The 17,967-nt window shown below is 63.3% G+C and carries 14 protein-coding genes and 2 pseudogenes; 7 read left to right on the forward strand and 9 right to left on the reverse strand.

The annotated features are described in order from the left end of the window. Positions 1 to 145: 145 nt before the first annotated feature. Positions 146 to 1,102, reverse strand: coding sequence for a chemotaxis protein (locus ACVOL0_RS17470; RefSeq protein ID WP_481529141.1), 957 nt, complete (start codon positions 1,100 to 1,102; stop codon positions 146 to 148). A gap of 110 nt (positions 1,103 to 1,212) precedes the next feature. On the opposite strand from ACVOL0_RS17470, the gene flgA reads away from it, so the two are divergent. The 4 genes from flgA (at position 1,213) to ACVOL0_RS17490 (ending at position 3,866) form a co-directional block, all read left to right on the forward strand. Then, on the forward strand, positions 1,213 to 1,860 hold the full coding sequence (gene flgA, locus ACVOL0_RS17475; RefSeq protein ID WP_481550157.1) for a flagellar basal body P-ring formation chaperone FlgA: 648 nt from the start codon (positions 1,213 to 1,215) through the stop codon (positions 1,858 to 1,860). A 62-nt stretch (positions 1,861 to 1,922) separates the two neighbouring features. Beyond that, entirely contained in the window at positions 1,923 to 2,225 is a 303-nt protein-coding gene (flgM, locus tag ACVOL0_RS17480; protein ID WP_481550158.1) for a flagellar biosynthesis anti-sigma factor FlgM, read from the forward strand. Then, complete coding sequence (locus tag ACVOL0_RS17485) at positions 2,222 to 2,560, forward strand: flagellar protein FlgN (protein ID WP_481550159.1); 339 nt, start codon at positions 2,222 to 2,224, stop codon at positions 2,558 to 2,560. Before flgM ends, ACVOL0_RS17485 begins: the two co-directional genes overlap by 4 nt. 112 nt (positions 2,561 to 2,672) lie before the next feature. Next, positions 2,673 to 3,866 (forward strand): ATP-binding protein, encoded by a 1,194-nt coding sequence (locus ACVOL0_RS17490; protein ID WP_481550160.1) that lies wholly within the window; start codon positions 2,673 to 2,675, stop codon positions 3,864 to 3,866. Between the two features lie 210 nt (positions 3,867 to 4,076). On the opposite strand, the gene ACVOL0_RS17495 is transcribed toward ACVOL0_RS17490, so the two are convergent. Next, entirely contained in the window at positions 4,077 to 5,807 is a 1,731-nt protein-coding gene (locus tag ACVOL0_RS17495) for an EAL domain-containing protein (protein ID WP_481550161.1), read from the reverse strand. 20 nt (positions 5,808 to 5,827) lie between these two features. Further along, a pseudogene (locus tag ACVOL0_RS17500) lies at positions 5,828 to 6,802 on the reverse strand (sensor histidine kinase); the annotation flags it as partial. A gap of 401 nt (positions 6,803 to 7,203) precedes the next feature. Here ACVOL0_RS17500 and ACVOL0_RS17505 point away from each other — a divergent pair. Continuing rightward, on the forward strand, positions 7,204 to 9,978 hold the full coding sequence (locus ACVOL0_RS17505; protein ID WP_481550168.1) for a bifunctional diguanylate cyclase/phosphodiesterase: 2,775 nt from the start codon (positions 7,204 to 7,206) through the stop codon (positions 9,976 to 9,978). A 400-nt stretch (positions 9,979 to 10,378) separates the two neighbouring features. On the opposite strand, the gene ACVOL0_RS17510 is transcribed toward ACVOL0_RS17505, so the two are convergent. The 6 genes and pseudogenes from ACVOL0_RS17510 to ACVOL0_RS17535 form a co-directional block, all read right to left on the reverse strand. Continuing rightward, positions 10,379 to 10,630 (reverse strand): hypothetical protein, encoded by a 252-nt coding sequence (locus ACVOL0_RS17510; RefSeq protein WP_481550162.1) that lies wholly within the window; start codon positions 10,628 to 10,630, stop codon positions 10,379 to 10,381. A 77-nt stretch (positions 10,631 to 10,707) separates the two neighbouring features. After that, positions 10,708 to 11,904, reverse strand: a complete 1,197-nt coding sequence (locus tag ACVOL0_RS17515) for a methyl-accepting chemotaxis protein (RefSeq protein ID WP_481550163.1) — start codon at positions 11,902 to 11,904, stop codon at positions 10,708 to 10,710. Positions 11,905 to 12,030: 126 nt separating this feature from the next. Next, positions 12,031 to 12,645 (reverse strand): high frequency lysogenization protein HflD, encoded by a 615-nt coding sequence (gene hflD / locus ACVOL0_RS17520; protein WP_481550164.1) that lies wholly within the window; start codon positions 12,643 to 12,645, stop codon positions 12,031 to 12,033. Positions 12,646 to 12,654: 9 nt separating this feature from the next. Next, positions 12,655 to 13,776, reverse strand: coding sequence for a tRNA 2-thiouridine(34) synthase MnmA (gene mnmA / locus ACVOL0_RS17525; protein ID WP_481550165.1), 1,122 nt, complete (start codon positions 13,774 to 13,776; stop codon positions 12,655 to 12,657). Then, a pseudogene (locus ACVOL0_RS17530) lies at positions 13,773 to 14,237 on the reverse strand (NUDIX domain-containing protein). Before ACVOL0_RS17530 ends, mnmA begins: the two are co-directional and overlap by 4 nt. Positions 14,238 to 14,239: 2 nt before the next feature. After that, entirely contained in the window at positions 14,240 to 14,716 is a 477-nt protein-coding gene (locus ACVOL0_RS17535; protein ID WP_481550166.1) for a type III secretion system chaperone family protein, read from the reverse strand. A 104-nt stretch (positions 14,717 to 14,820) separates the two neighbouring features. On the opposite strand from ACVOL0_RS17535, the gene clpS reads away from it, so the two are divergent. Together clpS and clpA are read left to right on the forward strand one after the other, a co-directional pair. Continuing rightward, positions 14,821 to 15,141, forward strand: coding sequence for an ATP-dependent Clp protease adapter ClpS (gene clpS / locus ACVOL0_RS17540; protein WP_282272346.1), 321 nt, complete (start codon positions 14,821 to 14,823; stop codon positions 15,139 to 15,141). Positions 15,142 to 15,464: 323 nt separating this feature from the next. Further along, positions 15,465 to 17,744, forward strand: coding sequence for an ATP-dependent Clp protease ATP-binding subunit ClpA (gene clpA, locus ACVOL0_RS17545; protein WP_481550167.1), 2,280 nt, complete (start codon positions 15,465 to 15,467; stop codon positions 17,742 to 17,744). Positions 17,745 to 17,967 lie beyond the last annotated feature (223 nt).

Consider the following 17,967-nt stretch of genomic DNA (forward strand, 5'->3'; position numbering starts at 1 on the left):
CGACCCCCCCCCCCCCCCCCCCCCACACCCCCCCCCCCACAACAACCGCCCCCCCCTCCCCCCCCCCCCCCCCCCGCGCGCGGCCGCCGCCCCCCCCCCCCCCCCCCCCCCCCCCCCCCCCCCCCCCCACTACCGTGTAGCGGGCTCAGCTATACGCGTATTGGGTCTGAGCCACATGGCGCAGCCGCTGCAGGACGAAATCAGCCAGTTCATGCGGGCTGTACTTGGCCACAAAGGCATTGGCGCCGACACGCTCCACCATGGCGTTGTTGAACACGCCCGACAAGGAGGTATGCAGCAGCACATACAGGCCCGCCAACCCCGCATGGCGGCGGATTTCCGTCGTCAGGGTGTAGCCGTCCATTGCCGGCATCTCGATATCGGAGATCACCATGGCGTAGCGCTCGGCCGGGTTTTCGCCGGACGCATGGATCTGCAACAGGTGTTCCAGCGCCTGTTTGCCGTCCGAGAGCAGGGTAGCGCTCACCCCCAGCTGATCCAGCACGCTGCGGATCTGCTGACGGGCGACACGTGAGTCATCAACCACCAGCACCTGCATCGCCGGTGCGTCGGCCGGCAGGGCCATGGACGGATCAAGCACGGCTTCGCTGCGCACCTGGGCGATATCGGCGAGCACGCTTTCCACGTCGATCACCTGGATCAATTCGCCCTGAAAGCGGGTAACAGCGGTCAAATACGTCGATTCGGCGCCCAATTCCGGCGGCGGGTGGATATCTTCCACCGCGATGTTGACGATGCGCTCGACCCCACTGACCAGGAACCCCTGCACCGAACGATTGAACTCGGTCACCACCAGGTAGCCCGGCGATGTATCCGCCTCCGGTTCACGTTCCGGGTGGCCAATGGCCAGGCCCAGGTCCAGTACCGGCACCGAGCGACCACGGACGTCGGCCACACCGGCAAACTGCGTAGGCAGTCCCGGCACCTGGAACAGCGCTGGGCGACGCAGCACTTCCTGCACCTTGAATACATTCACGCCAAAAAGCTGACGACCGCCAAGGCGGAACAGCAGCAGGGCAAGGCGGTTGTGGCCGGCCAGCCGGGTGCGCTGGTCAATTCGGTTGAGCAGGTCTTGTGACATGAGTGCTGTATCGGCGGCAGGTGGCAACAACTTGAGTGCCCGCCTTGGTCCGGACTGGCACGGCACTTGCATCAGGGCTATCGAACTATTCCTGAGCCGGGTGGCCGCCGTTGAAGCGCTTGCTCCTTATAATCAGCCTGCTACTGCCTGCATTGGCCTGGGCCACCCCGTTCCAGTCAGTGGAGTCCATCCGTGCCGCGGCCCTGGCCACTCTGGGCGCAGGCGAGAGTGGTGAAGCCAATCTTGATGCGAATCTGCGTTTGCCAGCTTGTGCGCAACCGCTGCAGGCAAAAGTTACTGCCAACACCACCGTGGAGGTCGCCTGCCCGCAGACCGGTGGCTGGCGTTTGTTCGTACCGGTCAAAGTCCGCCGAGAGCAGCAGGTGCTGGTTCTGGCCCGTGGCGTGGCTGCTGGAGAAACCCTGGCAGCGGCCGATATCAGCAGCGTCAGGCGCGATACGGCACGTTTGGCCGGTGCCGTGCTGTTGAAGCCGGAGGCAGCCGTGGGCCGGGTTGCGCGGCGTGCATTGAGCGCCGGCAGCCTGCTGTCGGCGACCGACCTGGTGGCGCCCCGCACCGTCCGTCGGGGCGACAATGTCGCCCTGGTATCGCGTCGGGGCGGGGTCGAGGTGCGCATGGCTGGCAAGGCGCTGGGGGATGCAGGCGAGGGCGAGCGGGTCTCGGTCGAGAACCTGTCTTCACGCAGGGTGATGCAGGGCATCGCCACCCCCGCTGGCGACGTGCTGGTCAGTCGATAAATTGCTAAAGATATCTCCAGCGTCGCCGTTATCGTTTTTGAACCGAATCAGGACTCCATCACATGAGCCAGAAAATCGACGGTGGTATTCCGGCCGCAGCGCAGCTGCGCAGCGTCGCCATCAACACCAAGGTAGCCGCCGCAGGCGATGCCAAGCCCAAGCCCGTTGAGGCCGCCGACAGCGTGCGCCTGACCGGCGAGGCTACCCAGCTGCAGGCCGTACAACGCGAGTTGAGTGCCGCCCCGGCCATTGACCAGGCGCGTGTGCAAGCCGTGCGTGAGGCGTTGGAAAACGGCAGCTACAAGATCAATCCCGATGCCATTGCCGCGCGCATGCTGGGTCTGGACCAGCAGTTGCAGGGATGAACCTCAACATGGGCGACCCGTTGCAGCGTCTGAGCGAGGCGCTTGACCGCGAACAACGCGCCTTGGCCGAGCACGATGTTCCGGCCTTGGTTGCCGCCACCGGCAACAAGCTGGAGGCCCTGCGCGAGCTGGAACGGCAACCGCCTCTGCACGAGGCTGAGAAGCTCAAGGAGCTGGCAGAACGCAACCATGCCAACGGTGTGTTGTTGGCGCGTCGCCGCCGCGAGGTCAATTGGGCCCTCCGCCAGCTGGGCCGTAGCGAGAACGCACCGTCTTACGATGCCAAGGGGCAGACCCAAACCGTACATGCGCGGCGGCCGCTGGCGGTGGCCTGATCCGCAGAAAAGTGGCGCCAGCGCCGCGATCGAAAACGCTCATCCGGCTATAGTGGCAGCCTGTTCCTAGCTTGTGCCGGCCGCCGTGACCCAGATCGATAGCAGCATCCTCATGCCAACCCCTTCGGCGGCCACATTGAGAGCCCTCGGCGAGCGCGTCCAGCACGGGATGCTGGTGTTCAGTGGCAAATTTGAAGTGAGCATCGCCAACGGCCTGGTGCGCGAATTGTTTGGTGTGGATGGCCCTGGCAGTGCGGGCCTTGGCCGCCAGCTGGAAGCCTTGTTGCCACCGTTGGCACTGTCGCAGGCCCGCGACTCGGGCAGTTGGATTGGTAGTCTGCCGGTCGGGGAGCGAGTCATCACCCTACATCTGCACCATCACAGCGACGAAGCTGGCGAAGCGTTCCTGGCCCTGTTCCAGCATATCGATGGCCCGGAGGACTACGAGCGCGAGTTGCAGCAGCGTCATGCCGAGCTGCGCCAGGCCTATCTGCGCTTGAATGGCACCCAGGAAAAATTGCTGCAGTCCGAGAAGATGGCTTCCATCGGCCAGCTTGCCGCCGGCGTCGCCCACGAAATCAACAACCCCATCGGCTACGTCCATTCCAACCTGGGCAGCTTGCAGGAGTACCTGCGCAGCCTGTTCACAGTGATCGAAGCCTATGAGCGGGCCTTGCGCGCACCTGATCCCAAGGCGCTGATCCCGGAAATCGACGACATCCGCGACCGCCTCGATATCGACTTCATCAGCCGTGACCTGCCGCAGCTGATGGCCGAGTCCCGCGAGGGCATCGAACGAGTCACCCGCATCGTGCGCGACCTCAAGGACTTCTCGTATTCCGGTCGCGACGAGTCGTGGAAGCTGGTTGACCTGCACGCCGGGTTGGAGTCGACCATCAACATCATCTGGAACGAGCTCAAGTACAAGGTCACGCTGGAGCGCCACTACGGCGAACTGCCGATGATCGAGTGCCTGCCTTCGGAGCTCAACCAGGTCTATATGAACATGCTGCTCAATGCCGGCCACGCGATTGCCGATCGCGGCAATATCGTGGTCAGCACGGGTGTCAGCGGCGATGAAGTCTGGGTTGAATTCAAGGATGACGGTGCGGGCATTTCACCGGAGTTGCGCCAGCGCATATTCGACCCGTTCTTCACCACCAAACCGGTGGGCAGCGGTACCGGCCTGGGCCTGTCTATTTCTTACGGCATCATCAACAAGCATCACGGCCGCATTGACCTGGACAGCACGGTAGGCGAGGGCTCGTGCTTCCGCATCGTGCTGCCGATCCGCCAGCCGAAGTAATCGGCTGCACGGCTGCGGGAGTGCAGGAGCGGCGTCAGCCGCGAAGCTGGTGCTGTGTCAGTCTTCGCGGCAACTGCAGTCGCAGATTTTCGGCGGGGGGATTCCAGTGATGGATCGTGCAACTGCAGCGAATGCATACGGGACTGAGCCATCAGTGGCTTCGCGGTTGACGCCGCTCCCACAAGAAAACTGAAACGACCTGGCCGGTGCCTACGCCGCGCCCACACCCTGCTTCTCATCATGGGTACGGAAGGCCTGGCGGATATGCTCGCGCAGATCATCATCGTTCCATGGCTTGGTGAGGAAGCGGTAGATGGCGCCACGGTTGATCGCGTCGGTGACGGTGTTCAGGTCGGTATAGCCGGAGAGCACAAGACGGATCGTGTCCGGGTACAACATCTTCACCCGGCCCAGGAACTCGGTTCCACTCATGTCGCTCATGCGCTGATCGGACAGGATCACCTGTACGTCATTGATCGCCAGCAAATCAAACGCATCACGCACATTGCCGGCGGCCAGTATCCGGTAGCCATCGCGACGGAACAGGCGCACCAGTGACCGCAGTACGTTCTCTTCATCGTCCAGCAGCAGCAAGGTGCGGTCGGGACGCGTCTCGGCAAATGCCTCCGGCCGCAGGTAGCGACGGCGCAAGGTCATGCCGGCGGCGTCGGCCGACATTGGCTCGCCAAACAGATAGCCCTGGAACACATCGCAGTCATTGCGCCGCAGGAAACCGAGCTGCGCCTGCGATTCCACACCATTGGCAATCACGGTCATGCCCAGCTGGTGGCCCATGGCGATGATGGCGCGGCTGATCGCGGCCTCACGGTTTGCGGCAGGTGCACTCTTGATGAAGCTGCGGTCGATCTTGAGCTTGTCCACCGGGTAGCGAACCAGTGCGCTCAAACTGGAATCACCGGTGCCGAAGTTGTCCAGGCACAGACTGATGCCTTCGTTGCGCAGGTTGGCCAGGGTTTCGTGGACAAAGTTGACGTTGTTGGTCAGCGCGCTTTCGTTGATTTCCAGGGTCAGCATGCGTGCCGGCACACCGATCGACTGCAGCATTGCCATCACTTCGGTGAAAAAGTTCGGGCGCAGCAGCTGCAGAGTCGAGACGTTGACCGCCACATTGAAATCTTCGAAGCCCTGGTCACGCCAGACCTTGGCCTGGCGCAGGGTCGTTTCCAGTACCCAGGCACCGATCTGCACGATGATGCCAAGCCGCTCGGCGGTACGCATGAAGCGTTCGGGCACCAGCATGCCCAGGGTTGGGGACTGCCAGCGCAACAGTGCCTCCATGCCCATGACGTGACCATCGCGGGCGCTGACCAGGGGCTGGTAGCGCAGGCGCAGCTCACCGTTGTCGATGGCGTCCACCAGTTGCCGCGAGATGATGCTTTCACTATGCGCACTGCTGGGCTTGTGCAGCACGTGCACGTGCACCGCGTTGCCGCCTTCGCGACCTGCCTGGTGCAGGGCGTCTTCGGCCAGATCCAACACCCCGGTCGCGGTGTTGGAATGCTCCGGGCAGAGGCCAACGCCGATCTTGGCAGTCAGGAACAGGGTATAGGGGAGTACCGACAACGGCAGCTCGATCTGCTGCCGTACCTGCTCGGCGAAGTCTTCCGGTGCCGGCGTCTGGCTGCTGCGTGGCACTGCGATCAGGAATTCATCGCTGCCGTGCCGCCACAGCCTGCCGCGCTCGCCAAGAAAACCACGCAGACGTTCAGCAATCAGGATCAGGGCCTGATCGCCCACCTCGGCACTCATGTTCTCGTTGACCGAGGCGAAGTGGTCGATGTCCAGATGCAGCAGCATCAACGAGGTGCCGGTGCGGTTGGCGGCGTCGACCAGGGTGGCCAGCTCAGGATTGCCGGCGCCCAGCCGGGCAGGCCGCGCGTCATTGCGATCACCAGGCGAAGGCGGACTGGTATTCCACATCGGGCGGGGTCCTTGGGGGCTCACAGTGCGTCCATTGCATAGGGTAAACGCAGATCAATACGGGTGCCTGCACCCGGCGCGGTCTCGATATGCAGGCTGCCGCCGGCGCTCTGGGCGCGCTCGCGCATCACGATCATGCCAAGACCGCGCGGGCCGGCCGGATCAAAGCCTTCACCGTCGTCCACCACCTGCAGGTGCAGGTCGCCATTGTTGCCGTCGCGCAGCGACAGCGATACCTGGCTGGCGCTGGCGTGGCGCAGCGCATTGGTCAGGCTTTCCTGGGCAATCCGGAAACAGGCCTGCTCAACCTCGTTGCTGGGTCGGCGCGGCAGCGCATCCACATCCAGCAGCAACTCAACATCGGTGGATCGGAACAGCAGGCCGGCCTGCCAACGCAATGCCGCTTCCAGGCCCAGTGCATCGAGCTGCGGCGGCCGCAGCAGCATCGACAGATTGCGCAGCTTGATCACCGTGCTATCCGCCAGCTCGATGATCTGGTCGATATCGTCCTGCCGCCGTGGCTTGTTGTCTTCATCGCGGGCGGCGCAGGCGGCCAGCTTCATCGCGGTGATGGCCTGGCCGATATCGTCGTGCAGGTCGCGTGAGATCGAGCGACGCTCATCCTCCTGCAGAGAGAACAGGCGGCCCGCCATGGCCTGCAACTCGCTGTTGCTAGCGGCCAGGGCAGCCTTGCCGCGCTCCAGTTCACTCAAGTCACGGATCACGAAGAGCTGGCAGGCGCCGCTGCCATGATGCAGTTGCCGAGTGATCACCATGGCGTGGAAAGCGCCACCCCCCATCCGTGACAGCTGCATTGGCAGTTCGCAGTTGCTGGAATGCCGGCCATGGGCACTCAAGCCAGTCAGCAACTGGACGGCACTCTCCCCGCTTCTGACACCCAGAATGCTGCTTCCGGCCGGATTGACATAAAGAAGGGTATCGCCATCGGCGACCACCACGCCGTCAGGAAGCAACGCCGCCAGCTGCTCGAACTCGGCAGGCAGACACTTACGGAAGTTGGCCGGAGGCTTCAATGACCAGAGCTGCCAGCAGAGCAGGGCAAGCGTGCCGCAGATCACCACCGCGATCGCCATCACACTTTGTGCGCGCCAGCCGGATGAATTCGCGTCCGTTGCCAGCAATACCACCATGGCGGCCGCCAAAAAAACGGCGAAACCAAGCAACCAGAGCATGCATGCGCGCCGCTGCAGGAGTGCGACGGACACGGATGGAGCAGAAGAGGCCGGATCGGCTTGCATGATAAGAGGCGGTTTCGGACAAGCGTTGCGGCAGTTTAACGGCTTGTGCACAGAGCGCACGACGAAGTGCTCAATTCTGCCGAGTTGGTGCCGTTATCGAATGGGTACCCGGTTTGTCGGGCATGGAGATAGATCGCGTGGATCGCGGCGTCATAGCTAGCCTGCTTCGTCATCCGTTGAACGCGGCCGTCGTGCTGTTGGACACGGACGGGCAACCATTGGCCGCCAATGGCATGGCCAGGGAGCTGGGCCTGCCCGAACGCCTGTCACGTTATTGCCCGCAACTTGCCGGTGTCCGGAAGCGACTGGACCAGCATGAGGCAGTGGCCTGCCCGCTGCCGGGGGCTGGCCAACGGCTGGATGGCTGGCTCAGTGTGGTCCAGTCGCCCTCAGCGGCGCCACTGGGTTACCTGTATTCCGTTGCCAGCGATAGCGAGGCGCGCAACGCCCGCTGGGCGATGGCAATGGAATCGGCAGGCCACAGTCTGTGGGACTGGGATATTGTCAGCAATGCGGTTACCCGCACCAGCCCGGAACATGTCGCAAGCGCGGAGCAACCTGGCATCGGCCTGCTGGACGACGTGCACCCGGAAGACCAGTTGCAGCTAAGACAGGCCATTGCCGCGCACCTGCATGACCCGCAGGTTCCTTTCGCCTGCCAGTTTCGCCTACGCCAGGCTGACGGCAGCTGGCATTGGGTGCTGGACCGTGGTCAGGTAGTCACTCGCGCTGGCGATGGCCAACCGTTACGGATGGTTGGTACCTATACCGACATCCAGCAACAGAAGTCGCTGGAAGACGAACTGCGTTCGCAGCAGGCCCTGTTACGCCGTGCGCAGCGTGTGGCCGGCATGGGCAGCTGGGTATGGGAGCCACAGCGCAAGCGCGTTCAATGGTCAGAGGAATTCGCCGCGGCCATTGGTTGGAGCGATGCGACACTACCGACCGGTCGGCAGTGGTTGCGCAACCTGAGCAGCGACGCGCGCACGCATCTGTTCTGCAGTTGGCGGCGTGTGCTGGATGAGGCCAAAGGCGGCAGCTTTGATATCACCTGGGGTCGCGATCCGGTAACCCAGCAGCAGCTGCGTATCTGGGTGGAGCTTGATTATGACGGCGCTGGCGGCCTGCATCGGGTGCTGGGCCAGGTGCAGAACATCAGCAATCAGCGTCGCACCGATGCCCTGATTCGCTGGCGCACCGAATTGCTGAATCGGGTCTCCGCGCTGGGCCGTATCGGCGGCTGTGAGATCGAGGTCAGCACCCGCGCGATGCAGTGGACCGAGGAGTGCTACCGCATCCATGGCCTGCGCAAGGCGCCGGTGACCTTGGACCAGGCACTGGATCTTTACATCCCGGACTCGCGCGACAACTTTGAGTCTGCTTTGCAGCGCATTGCACAGGGCGGCCTGCCTGAACAGCTTGATCTGTGCTTCTACCGCCCCTCCGGGCAACGGGTGTGGGTGCAGGTGCTGATCGAACTGGACCAACGCGATGGCCTGCCTGAGCGCTTCGTGGTGCTGTTCCGCGATATCACCCGCGAGCGTGAGGCCGATGAGCGGCTGGAATTGTTGGCGCATTACGACCTGTTGACCGGGCTGCCCAACCGCATGCTGCTGCGTGAGCAGGGCTCGGAAGCGATCATCGAGGCACGCGAACGTGGTGCCGTCCTGGCGATGCTGTTCATCGATCTGGACGGTTTCAAAAGCATCAATGACACCTTTGGTCACGCCACCGGTGACATGTTGCTGAAGGCTGCGGCTGCGCGCCTGCACCAGAACCTGCGCAATGCCGATCTGTTCGCCCGCTTCAATGGCGATGAGTTCATCGTGATCCTGCGCAACCTGGTCGAGCCGGATGATGCCGGGCATGTGGCACGCAAGTTGATCGCCTCACTGGCCGAGCCGCTCTACCGCGAGGATGTCACCTTGAAGGTTGGTGCCAGCGTCGGTATCGCACTGCTGGACGAGGGGCGCAACGACTTCGACAGCCTGCTGCGTGCCGCCGATGCAGCAATGCACGCTGCCAAAGAGGCCGGTCGCAATACCTACCAGTATTACAGCCAGGATGCATTGGCACGTACCCAGCGCCGGGTCGAGATCGAACATGCGCTGCATGGGGCGGTCGAGCGCGACGAGTTCAGTCTGGTCTACCAGCCATTGGTGCATGCCGGTGGCGACGCAACGCCCTCGATCGAGGCGCTGCTGCGCTGGAACAGTGGCAGGATCGGTTCCTGCAGCCCTGCCGAGTTCATTCCGATTGCCGAGAAATGCGGCGAGATCATCCATATCGGCGACTGGGTACTGCAGGAAGTCTGCAGGCAGGCAGTGGTGTGGCAGCAGGCCGGGCTGAAATTCGACCGCATTGCGGTCAATGTCTCGGCATTGCAGCTACGTGATCGCGGCTTCGCCGAACGCGTGGTCAGCATCTGTCAGCAATATGGCTGGCCCGCACAGCGCTTGGAGCTGGAGCTGACCGAGTCGGCACTGATCCGCGATACCGACACGTTGCGCCAGTGTTTCGATGTCTTCGAGCAGCATGGCATTCCGCTTGCCGTGGACGACTTCGGCACCGGCTTCTCCAACCTGCATTATCTGAACCGTTTCCCGGTGCAGCGGCTGAAGATTGACCGCAGCTTTGTGCAGGGCATGTTGCACGATGCTGGCACGGCCGAGGTCACCCAGGCCATCGTGCACCTGGGGCATGCACTGGGCATGCTGGTGGTGGCCGAAGGCGTGGAGACCCAGGCTGAAGCAGCGATGCTGATCCAGCAAGGTTGCGATGAGTTGCAGGGCTATCTGTTCTCGCGGCCACTGCGGCCGCGCGAGATGGTGCAGTGGTTGCGCAGCGGTCCGGGCGAGTTGCTTGAGCTGCCGAATCTGGGGGCGATCACGACCATCAGCGCGACCCACTGATTGTCGGCAAAGCAAACAACCAAGCCTGGCTGCGTGATCCGCAGCCGGGCTTTTTCTTTGCCTTTCTGTTTGTATGTGGGAGCGGCATCAGCCGCAAAGCTGGTGTTGCTCGCCTGCCTTCATCTGATGATGTCTGTGCTTCGCGGCTGAAGCCGCTCCGGCAAGGGAAGCTGCGATGTGTGAAGACATGTGGCCCGGCAAAGACTGCAGGACATCAGCCCTCTGCTGCTTCTGCGCTGGCCGGGGCCAGGTTGTTCATTGCATGTGGGAGCGGCGTAAGCCACGAAGCTGGCGATGCTGACAGGCCTTCATCTGATGATGCCCTTGCTTCGCGGCTGACGCCGCTCCCACAAAAAGGCACATGTAGCCCGTCTATGCGCGGCACATCGCGAGAGGTGTATCAGGGAACGGACAAGTCCCAGTCGATGCAGCTTGTCAGCCAATCGACGTCCTCGGCGCGGCCGGGACTCTGGGCTTGATCGCGCAGTGCGCGCAGCTCCAGCAGCTCCTGCTGTGCACGCTGTTCAAGCAACGCGAGCTGTTCGCGTCGGCTCAAGGAGATGCCGTTGGTGGCGGTGGAAAGAGGCATGACGTCATCAGCCTGCGGTGCTGGTTCGGCGTTGCTGTCGGCGGCGGAGCGGGGTATCAGCATAATTCAGCGCGGTTGCAGCAACAGCAAAGCCCCGGCCAAGGGCCGGGGCTCGTTTGCAGAACGGGTGCGGGGTGAACTCAGAACAACTCCACCGTGCCTGCGCCCATGCTCTGCTGGGACACCGGCTTGTGCGGCGGGCGCTCCCACTCCACGCGCATTTCGCGCAGGCGGCTGCCGGTACGCTGCAGCGCGCTGACCATCTCGCCATCGAACACGCCGCCGTTGCGGTGCAGTAGTTCCTGCAGGGCGACGGCTTCGCGGTTGATCGCGCCCAGACGGTCGAGATGGGTATGCACACCGCCCAGGGCCTGGGTGGCGATGTCTTCGAACTGCAGGGCGCGCACGGCTTCGGCAACACTGCCGTCGATGGCGCGGCCGCATTCGGAGATCTCGCGCATGCCGTCGCCCAACGAGGCATTGATGGCGGCCACGCTGTCCAGCATCGAGGCGGCTTCGTGGCGTGCTTCGCGGGACCGGTCCATATCGCGCGAAGCCATGTGGGTAACGGTCTCACGCACCTTGGCAATGGCATCCTTGGAGCTGTGGGCCAGCTTGCGGATCTGCTCATTGAAGGTGGTGGAGCGCTCGGAGAGGTTTCGCACCTCGTCGGCCACCACCGCGAAGCCACGACCGGCTTCGCCAGCACGCGCCGCTTCAATGGCGGCATTCAGGGCCAGCAGATTGGTCTGGTCGGCAATCGACTTGACGTCCTCAAGCAGGGCGAAGATGCCATCCAGGTGCTGCGCCATCTGGTCGATGTGCTGCACGGTGTTGCTGCTCTGGCCGCTGACCTGCTCAAGGGCCTCCACCAGCTGTTCCATCTGATGGCTGGCATTCTGGGCGAAACGGGCCACGTCCACACCGCCACCACCGCTGCCTTCTTCGCCGGCGCGGTCAACGATACGAGCCAAAGCCTGGCTCTGCTGGCGTGACTTGCGGCTCATTGCATCAAAGCTGCCACCAAGGCCACCGACCGCTTGCCGGATCAGCTCGCGGGCGCGCTCGATCTCGCTGCGCGAGCCATCGATTTCGTTGCTGACGAAGCTGCGCAGCTCATTGAGCAGCTGGTCCTGCTCTTTCAACACCTTGGCATGCTCGGGCGAGCGCTGGGTCTGCGAATGCACGCTCCACCAGGCAAACACCAGCCAGCTCAGCACCATGGTGGTCAGGATCGCCCACAGGGCCGCGGAGGGCCAGGACAGGGCGGCAGCGACCACAACCAGAAGGGTGAGGACAAGCGGGGCTGCCAAACGGATTGCAATACGTGAATACATGGACGTTCTCGGGAGAGTCACGAATGCAGTATCGGCAGTAGGCAGGGTGTCTTTAGCCCACTGGCGTGAATCCCGGGAGGTTTTGCGATGCAGGCCCGCAACCGCTGCAATTGCGGGCCTGGAAAATCAGCGCAGGCGGTGCTCGATGGCTTCGAGCATGGCCTTGCGTGAGAACAGGAAGTCCCAGTAGCTGCCACCCAATTGACGCCACAACACCGCCGAGCGCACCGCCGCCAGCAGCAGCGCACGGATCTCGGACACCACCATCGCCTGGCCCAGGTAGTGTGGGTTGCCCTGCACCATGATCTTGGGCTTGAGCTGGCTGATGGTGTCGGCATACAGCGCGCCCATCGCGCTCAATACGTCAGGGTGGCAGCTGTCGGCGCGGTCCTGGGCGATGCGGGTGGCGCGCTCGATGCCAGCTTCCACTTTGTCGACCGTGGCGCCTTCGCGCACGAAACGGCGTTCCAGCTGCATCACCGACAGCGCCAGCCGCGGCAGCAACTCGTCCTTGCCCTGGTTGCGGAAATAGTCGCGCAGCAGGCGCAGGCCGGGCTCTACCTGGGTAGCGCTGCCATACACGGCGGCCGGCGAGCTGGCATCAATACGCATCACGCTGTCCATTGCGGTGCGCACCACGGCGCTCTCCGAATGGCCGGTTTCGGCGATGCGGCGTACCTGCTGCAAGGCCTGGGCAATGCCAGCCAAGGCAAGTACGCGGTCATCGATGGAAAAAGTCATGGTCATCTCTCAAGGGGAAACAGGGGCGGCCAAGCGGCGCTCCAACGGTGCATCGGTGGCGGCGATCACCGCGCCGCCCAGGCATTCCATGCCGTCGTACAGCACCAGCGACTGGCCAGGGGTGACGGCGCGTTGCGGGCGTGCGAAATGCACGTCCAGCGTACCGTCATCACGCACCTTCACGGTGCAGGCTTCGTCCGGTTGGCGGTAGCGGGTCTGCGCAGTGCATTCGAATTCACGGGCGGGCGGGGCACCGGCAATCCAGTGCATGGTTTCGCTGCGCAGCCAGTTGGACTGCAGCCAGGGGCTGTCATGGCCCTGATCGACGTACAGGATATTGCGCGCCACGTCCTTGCCGACCACGAACCACGGCGCCGCCGGGCGCCCACGCACGCCGCCGATGTTCAGGCCTTCGCGCTGGCCCAGGGTGAAATAGAACACGCCGGGGTGGCGGGCAATGACCTGGCCATCGGGGTCCTGTATCTCACCTTCGCGGGCCGGCAGGTACTGGCCAAGGAATTCGCGGAAATCGCGTTCACCAATGAAGCAGATGCCCGTGGAATCCTTCTTGGCATGGGTCGGCAGGCCGGCTTCGCGGGCGATGCGGCGCAGCTCGCTCTTTTCCATGTACCCGATCGGGAACAGGGTTGCCGCCAGCTGGGCCTGGCCCAGCTGGTGCAGGAAATAGCTCTGGTCCTTGCTACGGTCGGCACCGCGCAGCAGACGCCAGCGGCCACCGGAATGGTCGACCTGGGCATAGTGGCCGGTGGCGATACGCTCGGCGCCCAGTTCGCGCGCGGCGTCCAGGAAGTGCTTGAACTTGACCTCGCGGTTGCACAGCACGTCCGGGTTGGGCGTGCGGCCAGCCGCGTATTCGGCAAGGAAGTGCTCGAACACCCCTTGCCAGTATTCGCTGGAAAAATCGCGGAAATGAAATGGAATATCGAGCCGGCCGCAGACCGCCACCGCGTCGCGGCGATCATCTTCGGCCCGACAATGGCCGCTGCCATCGTCAGCCCAGTTCTGCATGAACAGGCCAGCGACATCCAGGCCTTGCTGGACCAGGGTGAGTGCCGCCACCGACGAATCCACGCCGCCGGAAACCCCCACCACGATATTGGGATTGCTCACGGTGCCACCTGTCGCACGATCGAAAGCGGGTAGCGCTGCCCGGCCAACCAGTCGGAGATCGTATGCCAGACCAGCGGGCTGCGCAGTCGCGCCATATCGGCCTGCAGGGCAACCGGGCTCATCCACAGTGCCTGCACGATGCCGGTGTCCAGCGCCTGTCCGGGGTGATGCTGCAATGGCTCGGCGGCGAAGGCGAAGCGCAGGAACGGCGTGCCATCGGCAGCCGTCCACTGGTAACTGCCGATGAAGCCGGTCAGGTGCACGTCCCAGCCGGTTTCTTCGCGGGTTTCACGCACTGCCGCCTCGCGCAGGCGTTAGCCTGGCTCGAGGTGGCCCGCCGGCGGGTTGAAAAACAGACGGCCGGTCTTTTATTACACTAACAGCAGCAGTTTGCCAGGCCGGGGGGCCCCCGTGGCCACGGTCACATGTGGCGCCCATCGCTGGGACTGCAAAGCATTCACGCTCAGTACTCGTCCTTGGACGTCATTTCCAGCTCGATCGCATCGGCGCTCTTGGCGGCGGCGTCGATGGCGTCGGAAATCACCTCCGAGCTCGCATCGGCATCAACCTTGACCACGAACATGGCCACGTCGCCCTGTTTGACCCAGCCGCCGAGCTTGGAGTCGTTGGAGTCCTCCAGCAGGCGGTTGGCAACCAGTGCCGGGAATTGCGGACCCTCGGACTTGTAGCCCGGCGACCAGATTTCACGGACGTGGTGGCTGCCGTAGGTCTCAACAGTGGAGCGCACGAACACCAGCTGGGTACGGTCATCGTCCATTTCAAAGACCAGCTGGTAGTCACCATCGCTGTCCACTTCGTACTTGTACTTGAGCGTATCAAGCACGCGACCAACCGCCCGGTCAGGCTCGCCGGCAAAAGCACTTCCGGCGGCAGCCGTGGCCAAGGCCAGCAAGGCGATGCTGAGTACAGACTTCTTCATGTTTTCCCCAAGGAATGGATGGTTAGCCGGTAAATTGTGCGGGGGCGAGGGGGGTGACGTCCAATGGTCAAAAGACAGCCACCGGGAACGGCTATAATCGACGGATGTCCCAGAAGACCCAACACGACAGCGAACATGGCCTGCTGGTAGCCCCCGGCAAGCCCGAGGTTGCGCCCCCGCCGCAGTACCAGGTGATGCTGCTGAACGACGATTACACCCCGATGGACTTCGTGGTGACGGTCCTGCAGAGCTTCTTCTCGATGGACATGGACAAGGCCACCCAGGTGATGCTGCACGTCCATACCCGTGGCCGCGGCATCTGCGGTGTTTATACCCGCGAAGTTGCCGAGACCAAGGTTGCCCAGGTCAACGAGTTCTCTCGCATGAACCAACACCCGCTGATGTGCACGATGGAGCGGGCCTGAGCCTGGTTTGGGCGCCGACTGTGCGCCCGGCGGTTTGCCCATGCAGCACGGTTATCAGCATCGGTGCCGCACTGGCCGCAGGTCTGCTGTAAAACCAGAGCCGTGCCGCAGCGCGGGAGTGCCAGAAGACGAAACGATGCGTTGCGTCGCATGAGCGCAACGGCAATCCAACCCCCTGTTCCTGCGTCGAAACTGAATGCAGTATTCACGGGTACGGGCGATTTGCCGGGTCTGCCGGCCTGGCGTCTACATCTTCGTCATTACAGTGCTGGAAAAATCCTTGTCAGGCCGCATATTGTCTCCAACCGCAACCGGAGTGCCTTATGTTCAGTAAAGACCTCGAGCAGACCATTGGTCAGTGCTACAAGCGCGCCCGAGAAGCCCGTCATGAGTACATGACGGTTGAACATCTACTGTTGGCTTTGTTGGAGAACGCCTCGGCGCAAGCTGTACTCAAGGCATGCGGGGCGGATCTGGAACGTCTGGGGCGCGAGCTGGAGAAGGCGATCAATGCTTCGGTCTCGTTGCTGGCCGAGGACGACGGGCGCGACACCCAGCCCACCTTGGGCTTCCAACGGGTGCTGCAGCGGGCCGTGTACCACGTGCAGTCCTCGGGCAAGAAGGAAGTCACCGGTGCCAATGTGCTGGTCGCTATCTTCGGTGAAAAGGAGTCGCACGCGGTCTACTACCTCAACCAACAGGATGTGACCCGTCTTGATGTGGTCAATTACCTGTCCCATGGCGTGGGCAAGAGTGGCGACGATCCGGAGATGTCTTCCCCGCTTGAGGGTGAGGGCAGGGCCGAGGGCGGCGATGGTGAAGGCAAGGGCGATTCGCTGGCCGAGTTCGCCAGCAATCTCAACGAACAGGCCAAGGCTGGGCGGATCGATCCGCTGGTTGGGCGCCGCGACGAGATCGAGCGCACCATCCAGGTGCTGTGCCGTCGCCGCAAGAACAATCCGCTGTATGTCGGTGAAGCCGGTGTGGGCAAAACCGCCATTGCCGAAGGCCTGGCCAAGCGCATCGTCGACGGTGAAGTGCCGGACGTGCTTGCCGATGCGGTGATCTATTCGCTGGATCTGGGCGCATTGGTAGCTGGTACCAAGTACCGCGGCGACTTCGAGAAACGCCTGAAGGGCGTGATCACCGCGCTGAAGAAGATCCCCAACTCGGTGCTGTTCATCGACGAAATCCACACCATCATCGGTGCCGGTTCGGCGTCTGGCGGCACCATGGATGCCTCCAATCTGATCAAGCCGGCACTGGCCTCGGGCGAACTGCGTTGCATCGGCTCGACCACGTTCCAGGAATACCGCGGGATCTTCGAGAAGGATCGGGCGCTGGCGCGTCGCTTCCAGAAGATCGACATCGTCGAGCCCACCGTTGGCGAAACCTACGAAATCCTCAAGGGCCTGCGCCCCAAGTACGAAGCACATCACGGCGTGACCTATGCCGACGATGCCCTGCAGGCGGCGGTGGACCTGTCGGTCAAGCACATTGCCGATCGCTTGCTGCCGGACAAGGCCATCGACGTGATCGACGAGGCTGGTGCGCGTCAGCGACTGCTGCCGGAAGGGCAGCGCAAGGAGCGCATCGACGTCGAGGAGATCGAGACCATCGTGGCCAAGATGGCGCGCATCCCGGCCAAGCAGGTCACCGCCACCGACAAGGATGTGCTGCAGCATCTGGAGCGCAACCTGAAGATGGTGATCTTCGGCCAGGACCAGGGCATCGAATCGCTGGCATCCGCGATCAAGCTGTCGCGTTCCGGCCTGGCCAGCCCGGACAAACCAATTGGCAACTTCCTGTTCGCCGGCCCCACCGGTGTGGGCAAGACCGAGGTGACCCGTCAGCTGGCGCTGCAGCTGGGTATCGAACTGGTGCGCTTTGACATGTCCGAGTACATGGAGCCGCATTCGGTCAGCCGCCTGATCGGCGCGCCTCCGGGTTATGTCGGCTTCGACCAGGGCGGCCTGCTGACCGAGAAAATCGTCAAGACACCGCACTGCGTGCTGCTGCTGGACGAGGTGGAGAAGGCGCACCCGGACATCTTCAACATCCTGTTGCAGGTCATGGATCGCGGTGTGCTCACCGACACCAATGGTCGCGAAGCCAACTTCAAGAACGTGATCCTGGTGATGACCACCAATGCCGGCGCCACCCAGGCGGCACGGCGCTCGATTGGCTTCACCAAGCAGAACCATGCCACCGATGCGATGGAGGTGATCCGCAAGAGCTTCACCCCGGAGTTCCGCAACCGCCTGGATGCGGTGGTTCAGTTCCAGCCACTGGGTTTTGACCACATCCTGCGGGTGGTGGACAAGTTCCTGATCGAGCTGGAGATGCTGCTGCAGGACAAGCACGTTTCCTTGTCGGCTACGCCGGCCGCCCGCGAATGGTTGGCCCACCACGGCTTCGACGCCGACATGGGTGCGCGACCGATGTACCGGGTGATCCAGGACAAGGTGAAGCGCCCGCTGGCCGACGAACTGCTGTTTGGCAAATTGCTCAATGGAGGCAAGGTCAGCATCGACGTCCGCGACGGCGAACTGATCGTGGAAACCGAGTCCGAGCCGGAGCACCTGTTGCCGGCGACGGTGTAACCCTGCTCTTGTAGGAGCGGCGTAAGCCGCGAAGCCAGGGTTGTTTCGGCACAAGCAAAACCCCGCATCCAACGATGCGGGGTTTTTGTTTGTACGCTACCCGCCGCACCTGAAGTGGGGGGGGGGGGGGGGCGGGGGGGGGGGGGGGGCGGGCGGACCCCGGGGCGGGGGGGGGGGGCGCGGGGCGGGTTCGGAACGACAAGAAACCCACACCCAGGCGCGG

Source organism: Stenotrophomonas sp. STEN021 (assembly GCF_056760175.1).

Coding starts and splice junctions, on each gene's coding strand:
- hflD (WP_481550164.1), bottom strand. CDS start 12,645: ATGACTTTTTCCATCGATGACCGCGTACTTGCCTTGGCTGGCATTGCC.
- ACVOL0_RS17495 (WP_481550161.1), bottom strand. CDS start 5,807: ATGTGGAATACCAGTCCGCCTTCGCCTGGTGATCGCAATGACGCGCGG.
- ACVOL0_RS17470 (WP_481529141.1), bottom strand. CDS start 1,102: ATGTCACAAGACCTGCTCAACCGAATTGACCAGCGCACCCGGCTGGCC.
- clpS (WP_282272346.1), top strand. CDS start 14,821: ATGTCCCAGAAGACCCAACACGACAGCGAACATGGCCTGCTGGTAGCC.
- ACVOL0_RS17510 (WP_481550162.1), bottom strand. CDS start 10,630: ATGCTGATACCCCGCTCCGCCGCCGACAGCAACGCCGAACCAGCACCG.
- ACVOL0_RS17515 (WP_481550163.1), bottom strand. CDS start 11,904: ATGTATTCACGTATTGCAATCCGTTTGGCAGCCCCGCTTGTCCTCACC.
- ACVOL0_RS17535 (WP_481550166.1), bottom strand. CDS start 14,716: ATGAAGAAGTCTGTACTCAGCATCGCCTTGCTGGCCTTGGCCACGGCT.
- ACVOL0_RS17490 (WP_481550160.1), top strand. CDS start 2,673: ATGCCAACCCCTTCGGCGGCCACATTGAGAGCCCTCGGCGAGCGCGTC.
- flgM (WP_481550158.1), top strand. CDS start 1,923: ATGAGCCAGAAAATCGACGGTGGTATTCCGGCCGCAGCGCAGCTGCGC.
- ACVOL0_RS17485 (WP_481550159.1), top strand. CDS start 2,222: ATGAACCTCAACATGGGCGACCCGTTGCAGCGTCTGAGCGAGGCGCTT.
- clpA (WP_481550167.1), top strand. CDS start 15,465: ATGTTCAGTAAAGACCTCGAGCAGACCATTGGTCAGTGCTACAAGCGC.